19 protein-coding genes and 1 tRNA gene are annotated in these 23574 nt (G+C 71.5%); 2 read left to right on the top strand and 18 right to left on the bottom strand.

Going from position 1 to position 23574, the window contains the following annotated elements; all coding sequences use genetic code 11:
• Positions 1–17: 17 nt before the first annotated feature.
• Positions 18–857, bottom strand: coding sequence for a TraR/DksA family transcriptional regulator (locus ACV530_RS27865; protein WP_494335388.1), 840 nt, complete (start codon positions 855–857; stop codon positions 18–20).
• A 447-nt stretch (positions 858–1304) separates the two neighbouring features.
• Here ACV530_RS27865 and ileS point away from each other — a divergent pair, with 447 nt between their 5' ends.
• Entirely contained in the window at positions 1305–4433 is a 3129-nt protein-coding gene (ileS, locus tag ACV530_RS27860; protein ID WP_494335387.1) for an isoleucine--tRNA ligase, read from the top strand.
• Positions 4434–4657: 224 nt separating this feature from the next.
• Here the strand turns inward: ileS and ACV530_RS27855 are convergent.
• The 17 genes from ACV530_RS27855 to rsmH form a co-directional block, all read right to left on the bottom strand.
• Positions 4658–4730, bottom strand: a tRNA-Ala gene (locus ACV530_RS27855).
• A 106-nt stretch (positions 4731–4836) separates the two neighbouring features.
• Positions 4837–6045 carry a DivIVA domain-containing protein gene (locus ACV530_RS27850; RefSeq protein WP_494335386.1) on the bottom strand — a complete coding sequence of 403 codons (1209 nt, stop codon included), beginning with the start codon at positions 6043–6045 and terminating at the stop codon, positions 4837–4839.
• A gap of 49 nt (positions 6046–6094) precedes the next feature.
• A complete protein-coding gene (locus ACV530_RS27845; protein WP_030364712.1) occupies positions 6095–6379 on the bottom strand; it encodes a YggT family protein in 285 nt (94 codons plus the stop codon).
• Between the two features lie 78 nt (positions 6380–6457).
• Positions 6458–7063 carry a cell division protein SepF gene (locus tag ACV530_RS27840; protein ID WP_494335385.1) on the bottom strand — a complete coding sequence of 202 codons (606 nt, stop codon included), beginning with the start codon at positions 7061–7063 and terminating at the stop codon, positions 6458–6460.
• A 118-nt stretch (positions 7064–7181) separates the two neighbouring features.
• On the bottom strand, positions 7182–7901 hold the full coding sequence (locus ACV530_RS27835; RefSeq protein WP_494335384.1) for a YggS family pyridoxal phosphate-dependent enzyme: 720 nt from the start codon (positions 7899–7901) through the stop codon (positions 7182–7184).
• Complete coding sequence (gene pgeF / locus ACV530_RS27830; RefSeq protein ID WP_494335383.1) at positions 7898–8638, bottom strand: peptidoglycan editing factor PgeF; 741 nt, start codon at positions 8636–8638, stop codon at positions 7898–7900. The genes ACV530_RS27835 and pgeF overlap by 4 nt, the downstream gene beginning before the upstream one ends.
• 31 nt (positions 8639–8669) lie before the next feature.
• Positions 8670–9911, bottom strand: a complete 1242-nt coding sequence (gene ftsZ, locus ACV530_RS27825) for a cell division protein FtsZ (RefSeq protein ID WP_494335382.1) — start codon at positions 9909–9911, stop codon at positions 8670–8672.
• A 240-nt stretch (positions 9912–10151) separates the two neighbouring features.
• Positions 10152–11024, bottom strand: a complete 873-nt coding sequence (locus ACV530_RS27820; RefSeq protein ID WP_494335381.1) for a cell division protein FtsQ/DivIB — start codon at positions 11022–11024, stop codon at positions 10152–10154.
• Positions 11025–11053: 29 nt separating this feature from the next.
• On the bottom strand, positions 11054–12148 hold the full coding sequence (gene murG / locus ACV530_RS27815; RefSeq protein ID WP_494335380.1) for an undecaprenyldiphospho-muramoylpentapeptide beta-N-acetylglucosaminyltransferase: 1095 nt from the start codon (positions 12146–12148) through the stop codon (positions 11054–11056).
• 6 nt (positions 12149–12154) lie between these two features.
• Positions 12155–13534, bottom strand: a complete 1380-nt coding sequence (gene ftsW, locus ACV530_RS27810) for a putative lipid II flippase FtsW (protein WP_494335379.1) — start codon at positions 13532–13534, stop codon at positions 12155–12157.
• 60 nt (positions 13535–13594) lie between these two features.
• Complete coding sequence (murD, locus tag ACV530_RS27805) at positions 13595–15028, bottom strand: UDP-N-acetylmuramoyl-L-alanine--D-glutamate ligase (RefSeq protein ID WP_494335378.1); 1434 nt, start codon at positions 15026–15028, stop codon at positions 13595–13597.
• Complete coding sequence (mraY, locus tag ACV530_RS27800; RefSeq protein ID WP_494335377.1) at positions 15010–16074, bottom strand: phospho-N-acetylmuramoyl-pentapeptide-transferase; 1065 nt, start codon at positions 16072–16074, stop codon at positions 15010–15012. The genes murD and mraY overlap by 19 nt, the downstream gene beginning before the upstream one ends.
• Positions 16074–17483: a UDP-N-acetylmuramoyl-tripeptide--D-alanyl-D-alanine ligase gene (locus tag ACV530_RS27795; RefSeq protein ID WP_494335376.1), complete on the bottom strand. Its 1410-nt coding sequence runs from the start codon at positions 17481–17483 to the stop codon at positions 16074–16076. Before ACV530_RS27795 ends, mraY begins: the two co-directional genes overlap by 1 nt.
• 65 nt (positions 17484–17548) lie before the next feature.
• Entirely contained in the window at positions 17549–19240 is a 1692-nt protein-coding gene (locus tag ACV530_RS27790; RefSeq protein WP_494335375.1) for a UDP-N-acetylmuramoyl-L-alanyl-D-glutamate--2,6-diaminopimelate ligase, read from the bottom strand.
• 15 nt (positions 19241–19255) lie between these two features.
• Positions 19256–21154 (bottom strand): peptidoglycan D,D-transpeptidase FtsI family protein, encoded by a 1899-nt coding sequence (locus tag ACV530_RS27785; RefSeq protein ID WP_494335374.1) that lies wholly within the window; start codon positions 21152–21154, stop codon positions 19256–19258.
• 4 nt (positions 21155–21158) lie between these two features.
• On the bottom strand, positions 21159–21623 hold the full coding sequence (gene ftsL / locus ACV530_RS27780) for a cell division protein FtsL (RefSeq protein WP_494335373.1): 465 nt from the start codon (positions 21621–21623) through the stop codon (positions 21159–21161).
• A gap of 47 nt (positions 21624–21670) precedes the next feature.
• Complete coding sequence (rsmH, locus tag ACV530_RS27775) at positions 21671–22630, bottom strand: 16S rRNA (cytosine(1402)-N(4))-methyltransferase RsmH (protein ID WP_494335372.1); 960 nt, start codon at positions 22628–22630, stop codon at positions 21671–21673.
• A 387-nt stretch (positions 22631–23017) separates the two neighbouring features.
• Here rsmH and ACV530_RS27770 point away from each other — a divergent pair, with 387 nt between their 5' ends.
• Positions 23018–23560 (top strand): beta-class carbonic anhydrase, encoded by a 543-nt coding sequence (locus tag ACV530_RS27770; protein ID WP_494335371.1) that lies wholly within the window; start codon positions 23018–23020, stop codon positions 23558–23560.
• The last annotated feature ends 14 nt before the right edge of the window (positions 23561–23574 follow it).

Genomic DNA, 23574 nt, shown 5'->3' with positions numbered 1-23574 from the left:
ACGCCCGTCAGCTGCGTTCAACGGCGTTCTTGCCGCTGTTTGCACTCGACGCAGAGGGTGGCCCGGGGGAATGCCTGCATCCGGGCCTTGCCGATGGGGTTGCCACAGCTCTCGCAGAGCCCGTACGTGCCCGCGTCGAGCCGGGCCAGCGCCCGTTCGGTCTGGACCAGCCGCTCGCGGGCGCTGGCGGCGAGGGCCAGCTCGTGCTCGCGGGCGATGTTCTTGGTGCCGGTGTCCGCCTGGTCGTCGCCGGCCCCGTCGCCGGAGTCCCGCATCAGGCCGCTGACCGCCTCCTCGGCGAGGTGGATCTCGCTGAGGAGCAGCTTCTGCTCGTCCAGCAGCACGGTGCGCGCCTCGGCCACCTCGGCGGGCGACCAGGGCTCCTCCCCCGGCCGTACGGCGAGTCCCCCGGTGAAGGCGCCCTCGCGGGCTCCGGGCACCTTCTTCGCGACCTGCGCCTCACCCACGGTCTTCTTCGCAGCCACCGTCCTGGCTCCCGTCTTCTTCGCGGTTTCCGCCGCCGCGGGTTTCGCCGCCGCGGCCTTCTTCGGTGCGGCCTTCTCCCCTGCCTTCTTCCCGGCCTGCGCGCCCTTCTTCACCGATGCTGTCTTCGCAGCAGCTTCCCCCGCTGCGGCACGCTTGGTCACGGCGGCCTTTTCGGACGCGGCGTTCTTCTTGGCCGGTGCGGCCTTCTTGGCGGCAGCCGTCTTCTTCGTGGCATCGGCCTTCTTCGTGGCCGCCTTCGTGGCCGCGGTCTTCTTCGCGGGTGCCTTTTCGGCCACGGCCGTCTTCACGGCCTTGCGGCCGGGGGCCGACTTCTTCGCGGACGCGACCTTCGTCGAGGACTTCTCCGCCATGGCCGCGATCCCTTCACATTTTATGATCTTGCGCGCCAATCGTGCGGGAACGATAAATCGGCGCACGGCGGTCGGCAACGGGGCACGCCGGGCGCACCCCGTGTGGCCCGCCCCCCCGGCCCCGTGTCCCGGGCCGGGAATCCGGTCGTGCCCGGCAGGCCGTGCCCCGTACACTGACCGCAGCGAAAGGCATGGATGGGACCAGTAGCGTCGTACGCAGCCATCAGCGACCCGGGGACGGTGCGAGCCCGGGGGGTGTGCACGGCGTGAAGATCAGCCCTGAGCCGCCGGAAGAACGCCCGTAACGGGTCAGTAGAACCGGCATCGCGACCCCAATGAGGGGGCTGCAGGCGCACCGGCCGGCGGCCAAGGAGGGTGGTACCGCGGGAGTCCATGGCTCTCGTCCCTCCGACGGACAGCGCACTACCGTCCCGCCGGAGGAACCCCATGACGCAGTACCGCCAGGTACCCGCTCAGGTCGACCTGCCCGCCCTCGAGCACGCCGTGCTCGACTTCTGGCGCGAGCAGAAGACCTTCGCCCGCACCCTCGCCCAGTCCGAGGGCCGCCCCGAGTGGGTGTTCTACGAGGGCCCGCCGACCGCCAACGGCATGCCGGGCGCCCACCACATCGAGGCCCGCGTCTTCAAGGACGTCTTCCCCCGCTTCCGCACCATGCAGGGCTACCACGTGGCCCGCAAGGCCGGCTGGGACTGCCACGGCCTGCCCGTCGAGCTCGCCGTGGAGAAGGAGCTGGGCTTCAGCGGCAAGCAGGACATCGAGGCGTACGGCATCGCCGAGTTCAACGCCAAGTGCCGCGAGTCCGTCACCCGGCACACGGACGCGTTCGCCGAGCTCACCACCCGCATGGGCTACTGGACGGACCTGGACGGCGCCTACCGCACGATGGACCCGGAGTACATCCAGTCCGTCTGGTGGTCGCTGAAGCAGATCTTCGACAAGGACCTGCTGGTCCAGGACCACCGCGTCGCCCCCTGGTGCCCCCGCTGCGGCACCGGCCTGTCGGACCACGAGCTGGCCCAGGGCTACGAGACGGTCGTCGACCCGTCCGTCTTCGTGCGCTTCCCGCTGACCTCCGGCCCGCTCGCGGGCGAGGCCTCGCTGCTGGTGTGGACGACCACCCCCTGGACCCTGGTCTCCAACACGGCCGCCGCCGCGCACCCGGACGTCACCTACGTGGTGGCCACGGACGGCACCGAGAAGCTGGTCGTCGCCGAGCCGCTGCTGGAGAAGGCCCTCGGCGAGGGCTGGACGGCGACCGGCCGGTCCTTCACCGGCCGCGAGATGGAGCGCTGGGCGTACCGCCGCCCGTTCGACCTGGTCGAGCTGGAGGGCGCCAACTTCGTCGTCAACGCCGAGTACGTCACGACCGAGGACGGCACCGGCATCGTCCACCAGGCCCCGGCCTTCGGTGAGGACGACCTGCGGACCTGCCGCGCCTACGGCCTGCCGGTGGTCAACCCGGTCCGCGCCGACGGCACCTTCGAGGAAGAACTCCCGCTCGTCGGCGGCCAGTTCTTCAAGAAGGCCGACGAGGCCCTCACCGCCGACCTCGACGCCCGCGGCCTGCTCTTCCGGCACGTGGCGTACGAGCACAGCTACCCGCACTGCTGGCGCTGCCACACCGCGCTGCTGTACTACGCGCAGCCGTCCTGGTACATCCGCACGACCGCCGTCAAGGACCGGCTGCTCGAGGAGAACGAGAAGACCAACTGGTTCCCCGAGTCGGTCAAGCACGGCCGCTTCGGCGACTGGCTGAACAACAACATCGACTGGGCGCTCTCCCGCAACCGCTACTGGGGCACCCCGCTGCCCATCTGGCGCTGCGAGGAGGACCACCTCACCTGCGTCGGCTCGCTCGCCGAGCTCTCCGAGCTCACCGGCACCGACCAGTCGGGCCTCGACCCGCACCGCCCGTACATCGACGACGTCACCTTCGCCTGCCCGCAGTGCGCCACGACGGCCACGCGCGTGCCCGAGGTCATCGACGCCTGGTACGACTCGGGCTCCATGCCGTTCGCCCAGTGGGGCTACCCGTACCGGAACAAGGAGCTCTTCGAGAAGCGCTACCCCGCGCAGTTCATCTCGGAGGCCATCGACCAGACGCGTGGCTGGTTCTACACGCTGATGGCCGTCGGCACGCTCGTCTTCGACAAGTCGTCGTACGAGAACGTCGTCTGCCTCGGCCACATCCTGGCCGAGGACGGCCGGAAGATGTCCAAGCACCTGGGCAACATCCTCCAGCCCATCCCGCTGATGGACCAGCACGGCGCCGACGCCGTCCGCTGGTTCATGGCCGCCGGCGGCTCCCCGTGGGCCGCGCGCCGCGTGGGTCACGGCACGATCCAGGAAGTCGTCCGCAAGACGCTGCTGACCTACTGGAACACGGTCGCCTTCCAGGCCCTGTACGCCCGCACCTCCGGCTGGTCCCCGTCCCAGGCCGACCCGGCCCCGGCCGACCGCCCGCTGCTCGACCGCTGGCTGCTCGGCGAACTCAACACCCTCGTCGACCAGGTCACCCAGGCCCTGGAGTCCTACGACACCCAGCGCGCCGGCAAGCTGCTGTCCGCCTTCGTGGACGACCTGTCCAACTGGTACGTCCGCCGCTCCCGCCGCCGCTTCTGGCAGGGGGACGCGGCAGCGCTGCGCACCCTGCACGAAGTCGTCGAGACGGTCACCCGGCTGATGGCGCCTCTGACACCGTTCATCACCGAGCGGGTGTGGCAGGACCTGGTCGTCCCGGTCGACCCCGAGGCCCCCGAGTCGGTCCACCTCGCCACCTGGCCGGTGGCCGACACCGCGCTCATCGACCCCGCGCTGTCGCAGCAGATGGTGCTCGTCCGCCGCCTGGTCGAACTGGGCCGGGCCACCCGCGCCGAGTCCGGCGTCAAGACCCGCCAGCCGCTGTCCCGCGCACTGGTCGCGGCGGCCGGATTCGAGACGCTGGGTACGGAACTGCGCGCCCAGATCGCCGAGGAACTCAACGTCTCCTCGCTGGCCTCCCTCTCGGAGGTGGGCGGCTCCCTGGTCGACACCACCGCCAAGGCCAACTTCCGCGCTCTCGGCAAGCGATTCGGCAAGGGCGTCCAGGCCGTGGCCAAGGCCGTGGCCGCCGCGGACGCGGCCGCCCTGTCCCTGGCCCTGCGCGAGGGCAACGCCTCGGTCGTCGTCGACGGCGAGACGGTCACCCTCTCCCCCGACGAGGTCATCATCACCGAAACCCCCCGCGAGGGCTGGTCGGTGGCCTCCGACTCGGGTGCCACGGTCGCCCTCGACCTGGAGATCACCCCGGACCTGCGCCGCGCGGGCCTCGCCCGCGACGCCATCCGGCTGATCCAGGAGGCCCGCAAGAACAGCGGCCTCGACGTCGCCGACCGGATCGCCCTGCGCTGGCAGTCCGCCGACGAGGAGGTCCGTACGGCCCTGGCCGAGCACGCGGCACTCATCGCGGACGAGGTCCTGGCAACGGACTTCACCACCGGCGAGGCCGACACCACATTCGGCGCCCCCTTCGAGGACGAGGGCCTGTCCCTCACCTTCCGCCTCCGCAAGGCGTAAACAACACCGGGCCGGGCTGCACTTGCAGCCCGGCCCGGAGCAATCCAGTGCGGCCCAGCACCATCCAGCGCGGCCCGGCGCAACCCAGCCCGTCCGGCGTTTGAGGACCAACGCGGCGAAGCCGCGTTGCGGGGCCCGGGGGCTTGCCCCCGGAAGAAACGGTGAAAGGGCGGGGCAGGGGCAACATCCCCCACCCCGCCCCAAACACACAAACGCAAACGCGCCGACGCGAGCCGGACTCGAACCGGCGTCATCCCACACGCAATGAAGGCGTTCCACCAGCAGAACTTCCGCCCCGGCGCTGCCCCGTAGCCTACGACACGCACAATGGGCCGGGCCCCTGAGGTATCCCCAGGGGCCCGGCCCATATCCGACTTGCCCGGCGACTACGCCTGAGCTGCTGTCAGTTGTCGTCCTCGTCGATCAGGAAACCCCGCATCGGCGAGGGCGCCTGCATCGGCTGCGGACCCTGCGGCCGCACCGGCGCCATCGGCTGCGTCATGGCCGGCGACATCTGCTGCTGCCCACCGTACGACGGGCTGCCCGACGACTGGTTGTGGCCGCCGCCCATGCTGTGCCCGCTCATCCCCGCACCGTTCGATGCCATGGACCCGCTCATCGACGGGGCCGGCGGCAGCGACGGGGCGTTGGACGCACGCGGCGGGGCCAGCGAGTCGTCCGCCTGGTTCTCCAGCTGACGCAGCTGGCTCTCCAGGTAGGACTTCAGGCGGGTACGGTACTCGCGCTCGAAGCCGCGCAGATCCTCGACCTTGCGCTCCAGCGTGGCGCGGGCGGACTCGAGCGAGCCCATGGCCACGCGGTGCTTCTCCTGCGCGTCCCGCTCCAGCGCGTCGGCCTTCGCACGGGCGTCCCGCTCCAGACCCTCGGCGCGGCTGCGGGCCTCGCCGACAATCTTGTTGGCCTCGGAACGAGCCTCGGCGATCGCCTGGTCGGCGGTCTGCTGAGCGAGCGACAGCACGCGAGCGGCGCTGTCACCGCCCGGGCCCTGACCCGGCTGAGGCAGCTGCGGGCCGCCCATCGGACCACCCTGACCCATCGGACCGGCCTGGCCCATCGGACCGCCCTGACCCATCGGACCACCCTGACCCATGGGGCCGCCCTGGCCCATCGGACCACCCTGACCCATCGGGCCACCCTGGCCCATCGGCCCGCCGAGCGGGCCACCCATCGGACCGTTCTGGCCCATGGGGTTCTGTCCCATCGGACCCGCACCGTGCGGACCCTGGGGACCGTGGCCGTGTCCGCCCGGCCCGGCCGGCAGCTGCGGGGCACCGCCCGGCAACTGCGGCGGGCCGCCCATCTGCTGCTGGTTCGGCGGCACCGGCTGCGGGCCGGATATGGCGGCGGGCACCGGAGCGCCGGGTCGCTGGTCCTGCGGCTCGGGCTTGCGCATTCCCTGCTGCTGGTTCTGCGCGGCGGCACGCGTCGCGGCGGCCAGCTTGGCCCGCAGGTCCTCGTTCTCCCGGAGCAGGCGCGTCAGTTCGGCCTCGACCTCGTCGAGAAAGGCATCGACCTCGTCCTCGTCATAGCCTTCTCGGAGACGGACGGTCGTGAACTGCTTGTTCCGCACGTCCTCGGGGCTCAGCGGCATCTCTTCTTCACCTCAACGTAGTCGTCGGCAATCGGCAAGACCGTATCGTTCACACCTGCTCCACAACGCGGATCAGGATGAAGACGATAATCATCAATACGAAGAAGGACAGGTCGAGCGCCACGCCCCCGAGACGCAGCGGCGGAATGAACCGCCGCAGAAGCTTGAGTGGCGGATCAGTGACAGTGTAGGTGGCCTCCAAGATGACCACCATCGCCTTGCCGGGTTGCCATGAGCGGGCGAACTGGAAGACGTAATCCATCACCAGCCGGAAGATCAGCACAAACAGGAAGCAATACAGCGCGATGTAGATCACCTGTAGTGCGATGCTCATCTCGCGCTTCCCTCTCCCCTTGCTCGTACCCGGTCTGTTTGACCGTCATCCACCAGGTGTCGCCCGTTATTGCGTCTCTTAGCTCTGGTTGAAGAACCCGCCCTCTGCGATGCGGGCCTTGTCCTCCGCCGTGACATCGACGTTAGCAGGAGACAGCAGGAACACCTTCTGCGTCACCCGTTCGATACTCCCGTGCAGGCCGAAGACGAGGCCGGCCGCGAAGTCGACCAACCGCTTCGCATCGGTGTCGTCCATCTCCGTCAGATTCATGATCACCGGGGTACCTTCACGGAAGTGTTCCCCGATGGTACGGGCCTCGTTGTAGGTCCGGGGGTGCAATGTCGTGATGCGGTAGGGCTCCCGCTCGGACACAACCTTGGGCATGATCACCGGTGCGTTCTTCTCCAGAGAGTGGCGTTCGGATGTGATGGACGACACGGGGGCGATTCGGGCGGGTCGTCCCGTTTCCGCTACGAGCGGAGTGGGTTCGCGCTGCGCGGGAGGCTGGGCGACTCGAACCGGTTCGTCCGGTTGCGCCTGTTGAGCTTGATGCTGCTGCTGCCGGCGCCGGTCGGGTTCCGGCTCGGGCTCGAACTCGTCGTCGGGGTCGAACCCCCGGCCGTCATACCCATCGTCCTCCACGAGGCCGAGGTAGACCGCCATCTTGCGCATCGCGCCGGCCATTCTCTGCGTCCTCCGCTCTGTGGTGGATCGGCTCCTCAACGGCGCTGGATCCACGTGCCATGCCCGCTTTTTGACGGGAATGACCATATTTTGTGCTGTGGTCCGACTCTTGGCGACGTTACCCGAGCCTGGGGCGTACTCCGAGTACCGCTGTGCCGACGCGTACATGTGTCGCACCCGCAGCCACCGCGTCTTCGAGGTCCGCGCTCATCCCGGCTGACACCATGTTCGCAGTCGGATGAGCCGCGCGCAGGTCCGTTGCGATTTCCCACAGCCGCTCGAACGCGGCCCGGGGACGGCCCGCGTACGGGCCCGCGAGCGGAGCCACCGTCATGAGCCCCGCCGGGCGCAGCCCCTCGGCCTCCGCGATGGCGTCGGCGAGCGCCGCCACCCCGGCCGGTCCGACCCCGCCGCGGCCGGACGCCTCCGAGGTCTCGGTGTCGAGCGCGACCTGAATAAGGCATTCCACTTCTCGCCCCGCCCGGACCGCCGCCGCGGAAAGCGCTGTGACCAATCTGACCCGGTCAATGGAGTGCACCACGTCGGCGTAATTCACCACTGACCGCACTTTGTTTGTCTGCAATTGACCAACGAAGTGCCAAGTCAGCGGCAAATCCGCGCATTCCGCAGCTTTTGGCGCCGCGTCCTGATCCCGGTTCTCCGCGACATGACGCACTCCCAGCTCGGCGAGAAGTCTCACATCGCTCGCGGGGTGGGTCTTGGTGACCACGATCAGGGTCACTTCTTCACGCTTTCGGCCCACAGCCGCGCACGCGGCAGAGATACGTTCCTCCACCTGGGCGAGGTTGTGGGCCAATTGGGTTCTGCGATCCGTCACTGCTCAGCGTCCAACCAGACATAGCTCGCGAGCCGCCCCGTGATGCGCTCGCGCCGATAGGAGAAGTGGTCCGCCGACTCGAGCGTGCAAATGGGAGATCTCCCGCGGACCTTGACGCCCATTCGGCCGAGCTGGGCGACGGCCCCGGCCGCGACGTCCACCGCCGGAGTGCCCGCGCGGGTGGTGGCCCACGCCTCGGGCACCTCCCCGGCCACCTCGGCGCGCATCTGCTCGGGCACCTCGTAGCACAGGCCGCAGACGGAGGGGCCTATGTGCGCGAGGATCCGCTCCGGCCGGGCGCCGAGGCCGGTCATCGCCTCGACCACCGCGGGCACGACCCCGGCGACGAGCCCCGGCCGGCCCGCGTGCGCCGCACCCGCGATCCCGGCGACCGGGTCGGCGAGCAGCAGCGGGGTGCAGTCGGCGGTCAGCACCGCGAGGGCGATGCCCCGACGGGCCGTCACCACCGCGTCCACGGCAGGGACCTCGCCGCGCTCCCACGGCCCGTCCACCACGGCCACGTCCTTGCCGTGCACCTGGTTCATCCAGACGACGGCCGCCGGGTCGAGGCCGAGCGCGCGCGCCGTGCGCTCCCGGTTCGTCCGTACGGCCGCGGGGTCGTCGCCGACCGCGCCGCCCAGATTCAGCTCCGCATACGGAGCGGCGCTCACTCCGCCCCACCTGTCGGTGAAGCCGAAATGGGCGCCGCTCACATGTGCCACGTCTGCAGAGGGCACTGTCTGTTGATGGCCTATCACTGCCGGCCGCTTACTTGAGGAAGTCGGGGACGTCCAGTTCCTCGGCGGTCGAGTCCTGGTACGGCCGGGCCGGCGGAACCTGCGGGGAGGTCATGGGCGGCGGCGGGACCTCGGCCACCTGGGCCGGCTCGGGCGCCGGCTCCTCGGTGCGCGGGGTCACGCTGCCGAGGCCGCCGTACGACGGGCGGACCGACGGCTCCGCCGCGGCGGTCTGACGACCCGCCGTCGAGGCGGACGGAGCGCTCTCCTCCCGGCCGCCGTAGGTGGAGCCGAGCACCTTGTCGCGGCTGCCCTTGGCCGGCGGCTGTCCGCCGTCGAAGCCGGCCGCGATCACGGTGACCCGGACCTCGTCGCCGAGGGCGTCGTCGATGACGGCACCGAAGATGATGTTGGCCTCGGGGTGGGCGGCCTCGCTCACCAGCTGGGCGGCCTCGTTGATCTCGAACAGACCGAGGTCGGAGCCGCCGGAGATGGACAGGAGCACGCCTCGGGCGCCATCGATGGACGCCTCCAGCAGCGGCGAGGAGATCGCCATCTCGGCGGCGGCCACCGCACGGTCGTCGCCGCGCGCCGAGCCGATGCCCATGAGCGCGGAACCGGCCTCCGACATCACGGACTTGACGTCGGCGAAGTCGAGGTTGATCAGACCGGGGGTGGTGATCAGGTCGGTGATGCCCTGGACACCCGACAGCAGCACCTGGTCCGCGGACTTGAACGCGTCGAGCACGCTCACCTGGCGGTCCGAGATGGACAGCAGTCGGTCGTTCGGGATGACGATCAGGGTGTCGACCTCGTCGCGCAGACTCGCGATGCCGTCCTCGGCCTGGTTGGCGCGGCGGCGGCCCTCGAAGGTGAAGGGCCGGGTGACCACACCGATCGTCAGGGCGCCCAGGGAACGGGCGATGTTGGCGACGACGGGTGCGCCACCGGTACCGGTGCCGCCACCCTCGCCCGCCGTCACGAAGACCATGTCGGCCCCCTTGAGGACCTCCTCGATCTCCTCGCGGTGGTCCTCGGCGGCCTTGCGGCCGACGTCGGGGTTGGCGCCGGCGCCGAGCCCGCGGGTGAGCTCGCGCCCCACGTCGAGCTTGACGTCGGCGTCGCTCATCAGCAGGGCCTGTGCATCGGTGTTGATCGCGATGAACTCGACGCCCTTGAGACCGACCTCGATCATCCGGTTGATGGCGTTCACGCCACCGCCGCCGATGCCGACGACCTTGATGACTGCGAGGTAGTTCTGCGGTGCTGCCACGTCGAAGGCCTCTCGCCTCGAGTTACGTATGCCTGGAGGACGGTTCGCACTGCCGACCCGGACCCTAACGTTGAAGTTTAGGGTTACCCATGCCGCTGTCCCCTGGGTTCTCGGGACAGGACACTAAGTCGACAAGTGGTGCGTGTTCAACGAACACGCCGAACCTCCCGTTTTTCTTTTCACCCTATGTGATCACCCATAGGCGTAGCCAACCAGGGTGCTGGCAGGCCGGACCCCCCGTCAACTCCCTGACGCCGCAGGGGCACTCGGAGCGCTGACATCGAAGTGTTTCGCGCCATGCGCCGCCTTCATCAGTGCGGTGAGCGTACGGGCCTTCGCCTCACCCCGCTCACCACTGCCCCAGACGACGGTCCGACCGTCCGTCAGCTCCACGGTGATGGAGTCGTACGAGCGTACGCGGATGGCGAGGGTGTCCTTGCGGACGGCCGCCGGGAGATCCCCGGTGACCGAGACGGCCTCGCGCTCGAGCCGGTCGCGGCCGAACTTCCGTGCGCTCGGTGAATCGTCGGGCACCTCGACGGACAGCCGGGGCACCCGTTCGGGGGCGCGGTCGACTGTGGCGAACCGCACGCCCGAGCCGTCGATCTCGATGAACTTGCCGTCCTTCTCGAGGACGGCGTCGGGCCGCCGCTCGGTCACCTTGAGGCTGACGGCGTGCGGCCAGGACCGGCTCACCTCCACCGACCCGATCCGCGGCAGCCGGTGGCGCAGCCGCTCGGCGATGGCGTCGGTGTCCACGGAGACCAGGGGGTCGCCGAGCGGCACCTCCGCCGCGGCGCGGACCTGATCGGGGGTCAGCACCTCGGTGCCGGCGACCACGACACGGGTGGCCCTCAGCCAGGAGGAGCCGTAGAGCGCCCAGCCGACGGCGGCGGCGAGGACGACCGCCGCGACCGACCAGAGGATCAGTCCGCGGCGGCCGGGCAGGCGGGGGCGGAAGCGGGCCAGGCCCTTGCGGGCCTTCTTGGCCGGGCCGGCCTTGGGGCGCTTCCCCGCGCCCTTGGCCGGCCGGGAGGCGCCGGACGCCGACGGCTTCCGTTTCGGCTTACGGCTCTTCTCGCCGCCGCGCCGGGCGGTCGTCGATCCGGCCACGCTCCCAGCCTCCTGCCTGCCGCGGGCCGTCAGCCCGCCCTGCGTGCGGCGATCGCCTCGTACACCATGCCGACCAGCAGCTCGTCGGCGTCCCGGCGCCCGAACTCGGCGGCGGCGCGGGACATCTCGTACAGCCGGTGCGGATCGGCGAGCACCGGAACCACGTTGTTCTGGACCCAGGCGGGGTTCAGCTCGGCGTCGTCGACCAGCAGGCCGCCGCCGGCCTTGACCAGCGGCTGGGCGTTGAGCCGCTGTTCGCCGTTGCCGATCGGCAGCGGGACGTAGGCGGCGGGGAGCCCGACGGCGGACAGTTCGGCGACGGTCATCGCGCCCGCGCGGCAGAGCATCATGTCGGCCGCGGCATAGGCGAGATCCATGCGGTCCACATACGATACCGGCACGTACGGCGGCATTCCGGGCATGTTGTCCACGCGCGGCAGGTCGTTCTTCGGGCCGACCGCGTGCAGGACCTGGATGCCGGAGCGCTGGAGCACGGGGACGACGGTCTGGACGACCTCGTTCAGCTTGCGCGCGCCCTGCGAGCCGCCGGAGACCAGCAGCGTCGGCAGGTTGGGGTCGAGGCCGAAGGCCGCCCGCGCCTCGAAGCGCAGGGCCGCCCGGTCGAGGGTGGCGATGGAGCGGCGCAGCGGGATGCCGACGTAGCGGGCGTTGCGCAGCTTGCTGTCCGGGGTGCTCACCGCGACGCCCGAGGCGTACCGCGAGCCGATCTTGTTGGCGAGGCCGGGACGTGCGTTGGCCTCGTGCACGATGATCGGCACCCCGAGCCGCTTGGCGGCCAGATAGCCGGGCAGGGCCACATAGCCGCCGAAGCCGACCACGCAGTCCGCCTTGGTGCGCTCCAGGATCTGCTCGGCGGCCTTGATGGTGCCGCGCAGCCGCCCGGGGACGGTGATCAGCTCCGGGGTGGGCTTGCGCGGCAGGGGTACGGCGGGGATCAGCCCCAGTTCATAGCCCCGCTCGGGCACGAGCCGGGTCTCGAGGCCCCGCTCCGTGCCGAGTGCCGTGATCCCCACGGTCGGGTCCTGCCTGCGCAGGGCATCCGCGAGGGCGAGCGCGGGCTCGATGTGGCCGGCGGTCCCCCCGCCGGCGAGTACGACATGCACCGAAATTCACCGCTCTCCGGACGGTCGCTTCTTGACGCGCCGTCTCATCGTCTTCCATCTCACCCCAGGCTGCCGCATGGCCAGCGCCGCCCGCGCACCGGGTTCCTCGCGCGCGAAGGCGATCAGCAGCCCGATGGCGAACATGGTCGGCAGCAGGGCGGACCCTCCGTAGGAGAACAGCGGGAGCGGAACACCGGCGATCGGCAGCAGGCCGAGCACCGCACCGATGTTGACCACGGCCTGGGCCGTGACCCAGGTGGTCACCGCTCCCGCGGCGTACCTCACGAAGGGTTCCTCCGTGCGTCCGGCCACGCGGATACCCGCATAGCCTAGAGCCGCGAACAGGGCGAGTACCGACAGTGTCCCCGCCAGCCCCAGTTCCTCGCCGGTGATGGCGAAGATGAAGTCGGTGTGCGGCTCGGGAAGTTCGCCCCATTTTTCGACGCTCGCACCGAGTCCGGCTCCGAACCAGCCGCCGTTGGCCAGGGCGTAGATTCCGTGCACGGCCTGCCAGCACTGATCGTTCGGTCCGGGGTCGGTGGCGCCGATGCAGGCCAGCCGGGACATCCGGTTGGCGCTGGTCTTGATGAACAGTATGGCGAGCAGGACGGTGACGCCGAACACCCCGGAGAACAGCCGGGTGGGGGCGCCCGCCACCCACAGCAGGCCGAGCAGCACCGCGGTGAGGACGACGGTGGTGCCCATGTCACCGCCGAGCATGATCAGGCCGAGCAGGACGAAGGCGACGGGCACCAGGGGCACCAGGAGGTGCTTCCACTGGGTGAGCAGCTTCTTCGCGTGTTTGCGGGCGAGCAGGTCGGAGCCCCAGAGCACGAGCGCGAGCTTGGCGAACTCGCTGGGCTGGGCCTGGAAGGGGCCGCCGAGGGAGATCCAGTTGGTGTTGCCGTTGATGGTCTCGCCGATGCCGGGGACCTGGACCAGAACGAGCAGGAAGACCGACCCGGCGAGCAGGGGGTAGGCCAGGGCGCGCAGGATCCTGACGGGCGTACGGGCGGCCACGAGCAGCAGGACGGCGCCGATGGCGGCGGCGAGCAGTTGTTTGCGGAAGAAGAAGGTGGGGGCCAGGCCGCTCTGCAGTGCCTTGATCTGGGAGGCGGAGTAGACCATCACCAGGCCCAGCACGATGAGCAGCAGCGAGCCGCCGAGCAGCAGGTAGTAGGCCGTGAGCGGACGGTCCCAGGCGCGCTTGGCACGCTTGTGCAGGGTGCGCAGTCCGCCGAGGACGGTGCCGCGCGGCGGGCGGGGCGGCCGGGAACCGGCCGGGCCGCGGCCCGCCGCCGGGCGGGAGGCCCGTACGGGGCGCGGTGTGGGGCTGCGCAGGGCCGGCCAGGCGGCGGGGCGGCCCGCAGTGTCGTCGGCGTACATCCGGGGTGTCCCTCCGCTGGTGTCCCGCGCCGCGCGGCCCGCAACGCGGGGTCCCTGCGGCTACTGCTGCGTGCCGCGGCCGGAGGGCAGTTCCCGGACCGCTTCGGCGAAGGCCTCGCCGCGCTCGCTGTAGTTGGTGAACATGTCCATCGAGGCGCACGCCGGGGCCATGAGCACGGTGTCCCCCGGCCCGGCGAGCCGTGCCGCCTCCTGGACGGCCGCGGCCATCGCCCCAGTGTCGGTCCGGTCGAGGTCAGCCACCGGGACATCCGGGGCGTGTCGCGCCAGCGCCTCCTTGATCAGCGCCCGGTCGGCGCCGATGAGGACGGCGCCGCGCAGCCGCTTCGCGGCGCCCTTGACGAGGTCGTCGAAGGTGGCGCCCTTGGCGAGGCCGCCGGCGATCCACACGACGGAGTCGTACGCGGCCAGGGAGGCGGCCGCGGCGTGGGTGTTGGTGGCCTTGGAGTCGTCCACGTACGCGACGCCGTCGACGTCGGCGACGTGGGCGATGCGGTGGGCGTCGGGCCTGAAGGCGCGCAGTCCGTCGCGCACGGCGCGCGGCTCGACGCCGAAGGCGCGGGCCAGGGCGGCGGCGGCGAGGGCGTTGGCGATGTTGTGCGGCGCGGCCGGGTGGATGTCGGAGACCTCGGCGAGCTCCTGGGCGCTCGTCCGCCGGTCGTCGACGAAGGCCCGGTCGACGAGGATGCCGTCGACGACGCCGAGCTCGGAGAGGCCGGGGGCGCCCAGCGTGAAGCCGATGGCGCGGCAGCCCTCCTCGACGTCGGCCCGCTCGACCAGGCGCTCGGTGGCGGGGTCGGCGGCGTTGTAGACGCAGGCGATCTTGTTGCCCTCGTAGATCCGGCCCTTGTCGGCGGCGTAGGCCTTCATCGAGCCGTGCCAGTCGAGGTGGTCCGGGGCGAGGTTGAGGACGGCCGCGGAGTGGGCGCGCACCGAGGGCGCCCAGTGCAGCTGGTAGCTGGAGAGCTCGACGGCGAGGACGTCGTACGGCTCCTGGGAGAGCACGACGTCGACGATCGGGGTGCCGATGTTGCCGACGGCGGCCGTGCGCAGGCCCGCGGCCTCCAGGATGGAGGCGAGCATCTGGACGGTGGTGGTCTTGCCGTTGGTGCCGGTCACGGCGAGCCAGGGGGCCGCCCCCTCGCCGCGGAGCCGCCAGGCGATCTCGACGTCGCCCACGACGTCGACGCCCGCCTCGGCCGCGGCGGCGAACAGCGGGCTGTCGGGCCGCCAGCCGGGCGAGGTGACGACGAGCTCGGTGCCCTCGGGCAGGGTGTCGGCGTCGGCGAGCCGGACGGTGATGCCCTGGGCCTCGAGTGCGCCGGCGCGCTCGCGCAGGGTCTCGTTATCGCCGCCGTCGACGACGGTGACGTACGCGCCGAGGCCGGCCAGGGCGCGGGCGGCGCTGATGCCGCTCACGCCGAGGCCGGCGACGGTGATGTGCTGGTCGCTGAAGGTCACTTGATGGCCAACCATCCGGCGTAGAAGATTCCGAGGCCCACGGCCACGCACAGGCCCTGGATGATCCAGAACCGGACCACCACAAGGACTTCGCTCCACCCCTTGAGTTCGAAGTGGTGCTGGAGCGGGGCCATCCGGAAGACGCGCTTGCGGGTGAGGCGGAAGGAGCCGACCTGGATCACCACGGACATGGTGATGAGGACGAACAGGCCGCCGAGCAGGGCGAGCAGCAGCTCGGTGCGGGAGCAGATGGCCAGGCCCGCGAGCGCGCCGCCGAGGGCGAGGGAGCCCGTGTCGCCCATGAAGATCTTCGCGGGCGAGGTGTTCCACCACAGGAAGCCGAAACAGGAGCCCATCAGCGCCGAGGCGACGACCGCCAGGTCGAGTGGGTCGCGCACTTCATAACAGGCCGCGCCGGAGGTCAGCGAGTTGCCGCACCACTGGCCGTGCTGCCAGGTGCCGATGAAGACGTACGCGCCGAAGACCATCACGGAGGCGCCGGTGGCGAGGCCGTCGAGGCCGTCGGTGAGGTTCACGCCGTTCGACATCGCGAGGATCATGAACAGCGCCCAGATCACGAAGATCACCGGGCCGACGGACCAGCCGAAGTCCTGCGTGAACGACAGCCGGGTGGAGGCCGGGGTCTGGCCCCGGGTGTCCGCGAACTGCAGCGCGAGCACCGCGAAGGCGATGCCGACGATCAGCTGTCCGGCCATCTTGGCCTTGGCGCGCAGGCCGAGGCTCCGCTGCTTGACGATCTTGATGTAGTCGTCGAGGAAGCCGACGAGGCCCATGCCCGCGGTCAGGAACAGCACCAGCAGACCCGAGGTGGTCGGCGCCTTGCTGGTGATCACCTTGGTGACGGCATAGGCGACCAGGGTGGCCAGGATGAAGGCGATGCCGCCCATCGTGGGCGTGCCCTTCTTCCCGGCGTGGCCGCGCGGGCCGTCGTCGCGGATGAACTGGCCGTAGCCCTTGCGGGCGAGGAACTTGATCAGCAGCGGGGTGCCGATGAGTGTCAGGACCAGACCGATGACACCCGCGAAGAGGATCTGGTTCATCAGCCGGCGACCTCGCCCTCACCCGCGAGCAGTTCCTGCGCGACCCGTTCCAGGCCCACCGACCTGGATGCCTTCACCAGCACGACGTCTCCCGGGCGCAGTTCACCGCGCAGCAGGTCGATCGCCGCCTGTGTGTCGGATACGTGCACCGACTCCTCACCCCACGAACCCTCGTTGTAGGCGCCCATCCGCAGCCAGGCCGCTTCCCTGTTCCCGACTGCGACGAGCTTGCTGACGTTGAGCCGGACGGCGAGCCGTCCGACCGCGTCGTGCTCGGCGAGTGACTCCTCGCCGAGTTCGGCCATCTGACCGAGCACCGCCCACGTGCGGCGCCCGTTGCTTCCCATGGCGGCCAGCGCACGCAGCGCGGCTCTCATGGATTCGGGGTTCGCGTTGTAGGCATCGTTGACGATCGTCACGCCGTCCGCGCGCTCGGTGACCTCCATCCGCCAGCGCGAGACCTGGCCGGCCCCGCAGAGCGCGGCGGCGATCCCGGACACGGGCATGCCCAGCTCATGGGCGACGGCGGCCGCGGCGAGCGCGTTCGACACGTGGTGCTCACCGTACAGCCGCATGGTCACCTCACCGCACCCGGTGGGTGTGTGAAGCGTGAAGGCGGGCTGCCCGGTCTCGGTCAGACGGACGTTCTCGGCGCGTACGTCCGCGTCGGCGGCCTCGCCGAACAGGACCGTACGGGCCCGGGTCCGGGCGCTCATGGCGCGCACCAGCGGGTCGTCGGCGTTGAGGACGGCGACGCCGCCCTCCTCGGCCGGCGGCAGCGCCTCGACCAGCTCGCCCTTGGCCAGGGCAATCTGCTCGCGGCCGCCGAACTCGCCGATGTGCGCGGTGCCGACGTTGAGGACGACGCCGATGCGCGGCGGCGTGAGCTCGGTGAGGTAGCGGATGTGGCCGACCCCGCGCGCGCCCATCTCCAGGACGAGGTAGCGCGTCTCGTCGGTGGCGCGCAGCGCGGTCAGCGGCAGGCCGATCTCGTTGTTGAGGTTGCCCGCCGGGCACACGGTGGGGCCGAGCCGCGCCAGCAGCTGACCGATGAGGTCCTTGGTGCTGGTCTTGCCGGCCGAGCCGGTGAGGGCGACGGCGGTGGTGCCGAGCCGCTCCACGACGACGCGGGCGAGGGTGCCGAGCGCCCGCTCCACGTCGTCGACCACGATCGCGGGGACGCCGACGGGGCGGGCGGCCAGTACGGCCACCGCGCCGGCCTCGACCGCGCGCCGCGCGAAGTCGTGGCCGTCGGCGTGCTCGCCCGCGAAGGCGGCGAAGAGGCTGCCGGGCTGCACCTCACGGGAGTCGATCACGACGGGCCCGGTGGCGGTGCGCCCCGGGTCCGGTATGTCGTGCTGCTGCCCGCCGGTGATCTCGGCGATCTCGGCGAGGGACAGTGCGATCACCGAGGGTCACCTCCGGCCGTTCGGTCGGGTTTCCGGGGGGAGGTTTGTGCGCGCATGGCGGTCTGTCATCCCTGGTCGTTCCGGTGCGTGGTCGACGGCTCGGTGAACGCGCGGGCCTCAATGGCCGCACGCAGCACCAGGCGGTCGTCGAAGGGGCGTACCACTCCGGCGATGTCCTGGCCCTGTTCGTGGCCCTTGCCCAGGACGAGGACGGTGTCGCCGGGTTCGGCACGGGAGACGGCGGCGGCGATGGCGGCGGCACGGTCCTGGAGCAGCAGGACCTCGCCGCGCTCGGCGGCGGGCACCTCGACGGCGCCCCCGAGCATGGCCGCGAGGATCGCGAGCGGATCCTCGGAGCGGGGGTTGTCGGAGGTCAGCACGGCGGTGTCGGCGAGCCGGGCCAGCGCGGCGCCCATGGGGGCGCGCTTGGTCCGGTCGCGGTCGCCGCCGCAGCCGAGCACGGCGTGCAGACGGCCGGGGGTCACCTTGCGCACGGCGCGGAGAACCGATTCGACGGCGTCCGTCTTGTGCGCGTAGTCGACCGCCGCCAGGTAGGGCTGGCCGGCGTCGACGCGCTCCAGCCGGCCGGGTACGCCGGTGACGGCGGCGACACCGTCGGCGGCGGTCTGCGCGTCGATCCCGGCGGCGACGAGCGCGACGACGGCGGCGAGCGCGTTGGCGACGTTGAACGGGCCGGCGAGCGGCGCCCTGGCCCGTACGGAGCGGCCCTCGGGGCCCAGGACCGTGAAGGACGAGTCGAACGGGCCGGACTCGACGTCCACCGCGCGCCAGTCGGCCTCGGGGCGGCCCTCGGCGGAGAAGGTGATCACGGGGACCTCGGAGTCGTCCGCCGCGAGGCGGCGCCCGTACTCGTCGTCGATGTTGACGACGCCGAGGCGGCTGCGCTGCTTGGTGAACAGCTCGGCCTTGGCCCCGTAGTAGTCCTCCATGCCGGAGTGGAACTCCATGTGCTCCGGGCTGAGGTTGTTGAAGACGGCGACGTCGAAGACGCAGCCGTCGACCCGGCCGAGGACGAGCGCGTGGCTGGAGACCTCCATGGCGACCGAGCGGACGCCGCGCTCGCGCATGACGGCGAACAGGGCCTGCAGGTCCGTGGCCTCCGGGGTGGTGCGCTCCGATTTCAGCCGCTCGTCGCCTATGCGGGACTCGACGGTGCCGATGAGGCCCGTGAGACCGCCCGCGGCGCGGAGCCCGCCCTCGATGAGGTAGGCGGTGGTGGTCTTGCCGGAGGTGCCGGTGATGCCGATCTGGAGCAGGTCGTGGCCGGGCTCGCCGTAGACCGTCGCCGCGAGGGCGCCCATCCGGGCGCGCGGGTCGTCCACGGTGAGGACGGGCAGCCCGGTGGCGGCGGCGCGCTCGGCGCCCGCCGGGTCGGTCAGCACGGCCACGGCGCCGAGGTCCGCCGCCTGGGCGGCGAAGTCGGCACCGTGGAAGCGGGCGCCGGGCAGCGCGGCGTACAGGTCGCCGGCGCGGACGGCCCGCGAGTCGTGGGTGATGCCGGTGACGGCGGCCGCCTCGCCCGCGGGGGCGGCGATGCCCAGCTGACCGGCCAGCTCCGCGAGCGGCACGGGGCGGACCCGGGTGGGACGCGGCGCTCCCGGGGCCGGGGCGGGCGGGGTGTTTCGGGACTGATCAGCGTGGGGCACGGCGGTGAGCGTACCGGGCGCACCCGCCCCGCCGCGAAGCGAGGGGCGCGCCGGGCCGCGGTTCCCGGGTCCGGGAGTGATCGTCGTCACGGTGGAGGGGGCCCCTCAATAGCTCACCGGCAGTCGCGGGGACTGGCCGCCGGTGGGCGGCACCTGGAGGGTCTTGAGCGCGAACTCCATGACCTGCCGGTAGACGGGACCGCAGATCTGGCCGCCGAAGTAGCTGCCCCGCGTGGGGTTCTGGATGGCGCAGTAGACGGTGATTCGGGGCTGGTCGGCGGGGGCGAACCCGGCGAAGGAGGCGGTGTAGCCGTGGTAGCGGCCCGTACGGGGATCCACCCGGTTGGCCGTGCCGGTCTTGCCCGCCACCCGGTAGCCGGGGATCTTCGCCTTCACGCCGGTGCCCTCCCGGTCGTCGACCACGGACTCCAGCATCGCGGTGAGCTCCTTGGCCGTCTTCTCGCTGACCACCCGGGTGCGCGGCGGGGCGGACGCGGGGGTGAAGCGGCCGTCGGGGCCCTTGGAGCCGCGTACGAGGGTGGGCTGGATGCGCTCGCCGCCGCCCGCGATCGTGCTGTAGATCGAGGCGGCCTGGACGGCGTTGAGCGAGAGGCCCTGGCCGAAGGGGATGGTGAACGGCTGGGAGAGGCTCCACTTCTGGGGCGGGGCCAGCAGGCCCTGGGTCTCGCCGGGGAAGCCGAGGCCGGTGGGCCGGCCCACGCCGAACTTGTTCAGGTACGACCACAGGACCTGGTTGGCCTGTTCCCGGGTCTTGCCGAGCTGCTCGCTGGCGAGGATCGTGCCGATGTTGCTGGACTTGGCGAGCACCCCGTTGAGGGTGAGGTGCCAGGTGGGGTGGTCGATGTCGTCGGCGAAGGAACGGTCCGCGCGCGGCAGCCGGTTGGGCACCTCGACATGCGTGTCGGGGGTGGCGACGCCCTCCTCCAGCACGGCCGCCATGGTCATCACCTTGCTGGTGCTGCCCGGCTCGTACACGTCCTGGAGGGCCGGGTTGCCCATGGCGGCGCGGTCGGCGTGGGCCAGGTCGTTGGGGTTGTAGCCGGGGGCGTTGGCCATGGCCAGGATCTCGCCGGTGCGGGTGTCCTGGACGACGACGTAGCCGCGGTCCGCCTCCGACTTGCGCACCTGCTCGGTGATGGCGTTCTGGGCAGCCCACTGGATGTCCCGGTCGATGGTCAGCTCGACGTCCGAACCGGGCACCGCCGCCTGCTCCTTGACGTCGCCGGTGGGCACCTGCCGCCCGCCCGACTGGGCGTAGACCCGCTTGCCGTCGCGGCCGGCGAGCGCGGTGTTCAGCAGCGCCTCCAGGCCGCCGCCGCCCTGCCCGTCGGAGTTGACGAACCCCAGCAGCCCGGCGGCGAGTTCACCGTTCGGGTAGATGCGCTTGCTGTGGGATTCGCGGTTGATGCCGCTGAGGGCGTGGAGGCCGTGCTTCCTGGGCGCCTTGGCGGCGGCCTGCTTCTTCAGCTCCCTGATCTGGTTCCAGACCTGCGGGGTCTGCTGGCGGGCGAGCACGACGTAGCGCGACTTGGGGTTGGCGGTGAGCTTCTGCTCCAGGGCGTCGGCGCTCTCGTGGAGGGCGGGCGCGAGCAGTTCGGCCGCCTGGCGGGGCCCGCCCTTGCTCTTGAGCCGCTCCGGGGTGAGCAGTCCCGGGTCGGCGGTGATGTCGTAGGCGTCGACGGTGGTGGCCAGGTCCACGCCGCCGCGGTCGGTGATGGACCCGCGCTCGGCGGCCAGCGTGACCGGCATGTAGCGGTTGAGGTTCGCCCGGGCCGCGTACGCGCTCGCGTCGACGGCCTGCACCTGCAGCAGCCGCACGGTGAACGCCAGCATGACGAGCGTGAGCACGAAGCCGATCAGCCGGAGCCTCGGCTTGGGGCTGCCCAGTCGGAGGGGCTGTGTTCCGCCCCGGGGCCGCGGCGGTCGCGCGGCGGGACGTGCGGGCCCGGGAACCGGGCGGCGGGGCTGCCTGGGCGCCGTCACGACGTCACCTGCCTGGGAATCCTGGAACGGCGGGGGCGGCCGGCGCGGGGCGCGCCGCCGCGGGGGGCGGGGGCGGCACCCGGAACGCCGTGGCGTCCGCGTCGGTGCCGGGTTCGTCGGTCGTCGCCGGGGCGGGCACGCCGGTGACCGTGCCGTTGGGGTTGAGGAAGACGGGGCTGCCGCCGGGGATCATGCCCAGCTCGCGGGCCCGGCGCTCGAGCGCGTCGGGCGCGGCGAGCTGGTTGACCTCCTGTTGCAGCGCCTGCTGCTCGTCGGTCAGCTCGGTGGTCTTGCGCTGGAGGCGGCTGAGCTCGAACGAGCCCTGGTTGAGCGAGGAGTTGAGCAGCAGCAGCGAGATCAGGCCGGACCCCAGCAGCACCACGACGAGCAGGACGAACGGGGTCCGCCGGGAGCCCATCGGCAGGAGCCGCCCCAGCCGGGCGCCACGACTGCGCGCCGCCGCACTCATGCGCGCCCCTCGCTCATGACACGTCCTCGCTCACGACACGTCCTCGCTCATGACACGTCCTCCCGGATGCGCTCCGCACCGCGCAGCCTGGCGGGGGCGGCGCGCCGGTTCTCGGCGATCTCCTCCTCCGAGGGCAGCTCCGCGCCGCGGGTGAGCAGCTTGAGCCGCGGCTGGTAGCGCTCGGGCACGACCGGCAGCCCGGGCGGTGCGGTGCTGGTGGCGCCCGCCGCGAAGACCTGCTTGACGATGCGGTCCTCCAGCGACTGGTAGGACAGCACCGCGACCCGGCCGCCGACCGCGAGCGCGGCCACGGCGGCGGGGATGGCCGCCTCGACGCTCGCCAGCTCGGCGTTGACCTCGATCCGCAGCGCCTGGAAGGTGCGCTTGGCCGGGTTGCCGCCGGTGCGCTTGGCGGCCTGCGGCAGGGCGTCGCGGATCAGCTCCACGAGCCGGGCGCTGTTGGTGAAGGGCTCCTTCTCGCGCTCCTTGACGATGGCGGAGACGATCCGCTTGGCCTGCTTCTCCTCGCCGTACGCCCGCAGGATGCGCACCAGTTCGCCCGGCGGGTAGGTGTTGAGGACCTGTGCGGCGCTGATGCCGGTCGTCTGGTCCATCCGCATGTCCAGCGGGGCGTCCTGCGCGTAGGCGAAGCCGCGGTCGGCCTCGTCGAGCTGCATGGAGGAGACGCCGAGGTCGAAGAGGACGCCCTGGACCCGCGGGATGCCGAGCCGCTCGAGCACCTCGGGGAGCTCGTGGTAGACGGCCCGCACCAGGGTGGCGCGCTCGCCGAAGGGGGCGAGCCGCTCGCCCGCCAGCGCGAGCGCGGTGGGGTCGCGGTCGAGGGCGACGAGCCTGGCCTCGGGGAACCGCTCGAGCAGCGCTTCGCTGTGCCCGCCGGCTCCCAGGGTGCAGTCGACGACGACCGCTCCCGGCTCGGCGAGGGCGGGGGCCAGCATGTCCAGACACTGCTGGAGCATGACCGGTACGTGTCGCGCGTTGCTGCTCATGCGCCCTTCTGTCACAACGGTGGCGCGGCTGCACGCACCGCCGGGTCCCCGCCCGCTCGAAGGGGAACGCGGTGCCGGGGCGACCGGGAGCGGGAGGAGGCCGAGGGATGCGGACGCGTCGCGCACGTGCGGGTTTTCGGATCCAAGGGGAGCGTCGGGCCTCCCACTTCGCGCCACTTTAGTCCACTCGTCCCTTCGGTCAATCAACCGGCCAGCGCGTCCCCCGACGGGAGTGCGGCGGATCCTCGGACCCCCGGAAAGAGTTACGGATCGTGATGAAATCACCCGAGTGGCGTCATGCCCCTGTGCCTGCCGACAGGCGCGTTGACCGGGAATTGTCCCGTCCGGGAAAGACCTTCGGCCACCTGGGCGATTACCGTCGTTCCTATGTCGATATCCCCGCACCGGTCCACCGGTCCCGACCGCACCGAGTCCACGGTCACCGACCGCCTCGTCGCGGCCAACGCGGAGTACGCCGCCGCGTTCACCGACCCGGGCATGGACGCCCGGCCCGTCCTGAAGGTGGCGGTCGTCGCCTGCATGGACGCCCGCCTCGACCTGCACGCCGCGCTCGGCCTGGAACTCGGCGACTGCCACACCATCCGCAACGCGGGCGGCGTGGTCACCGAAGACATCATCCGCTCGCTCACCATCAGCCAGCGGGCGCTCGGCACCCGCTCGGTGGTGCTGATCCACCACACCGGCTGCGGCCTGCTGGACCTCACCGAGGACTTCCGGCACGAGATCGAGGCGGAGGTCGGCCAGCGCCCGGTGTGGGCGGTGGAGGCCTTCAAGGACCTCGACCAGGACGTGCGCCAGTCCATGCAGCGGGTGCGCACCTCGCCCTTCCTCCCCCACCGCGACGACGTGCGCGGGTTCGTCTTCGACGTGACGACGGGCACGCTGCGGGAGATCGATCCGCGGGACTGATTGCCCACAGGCGG

The organism is Streptomyces sp. SX-6 (assembly GCF_059089585.1).
Note: the sequence above shows the minus strand (reverse complement) of the source record. Positions and strands in the feature narration are given on the sequence as shown.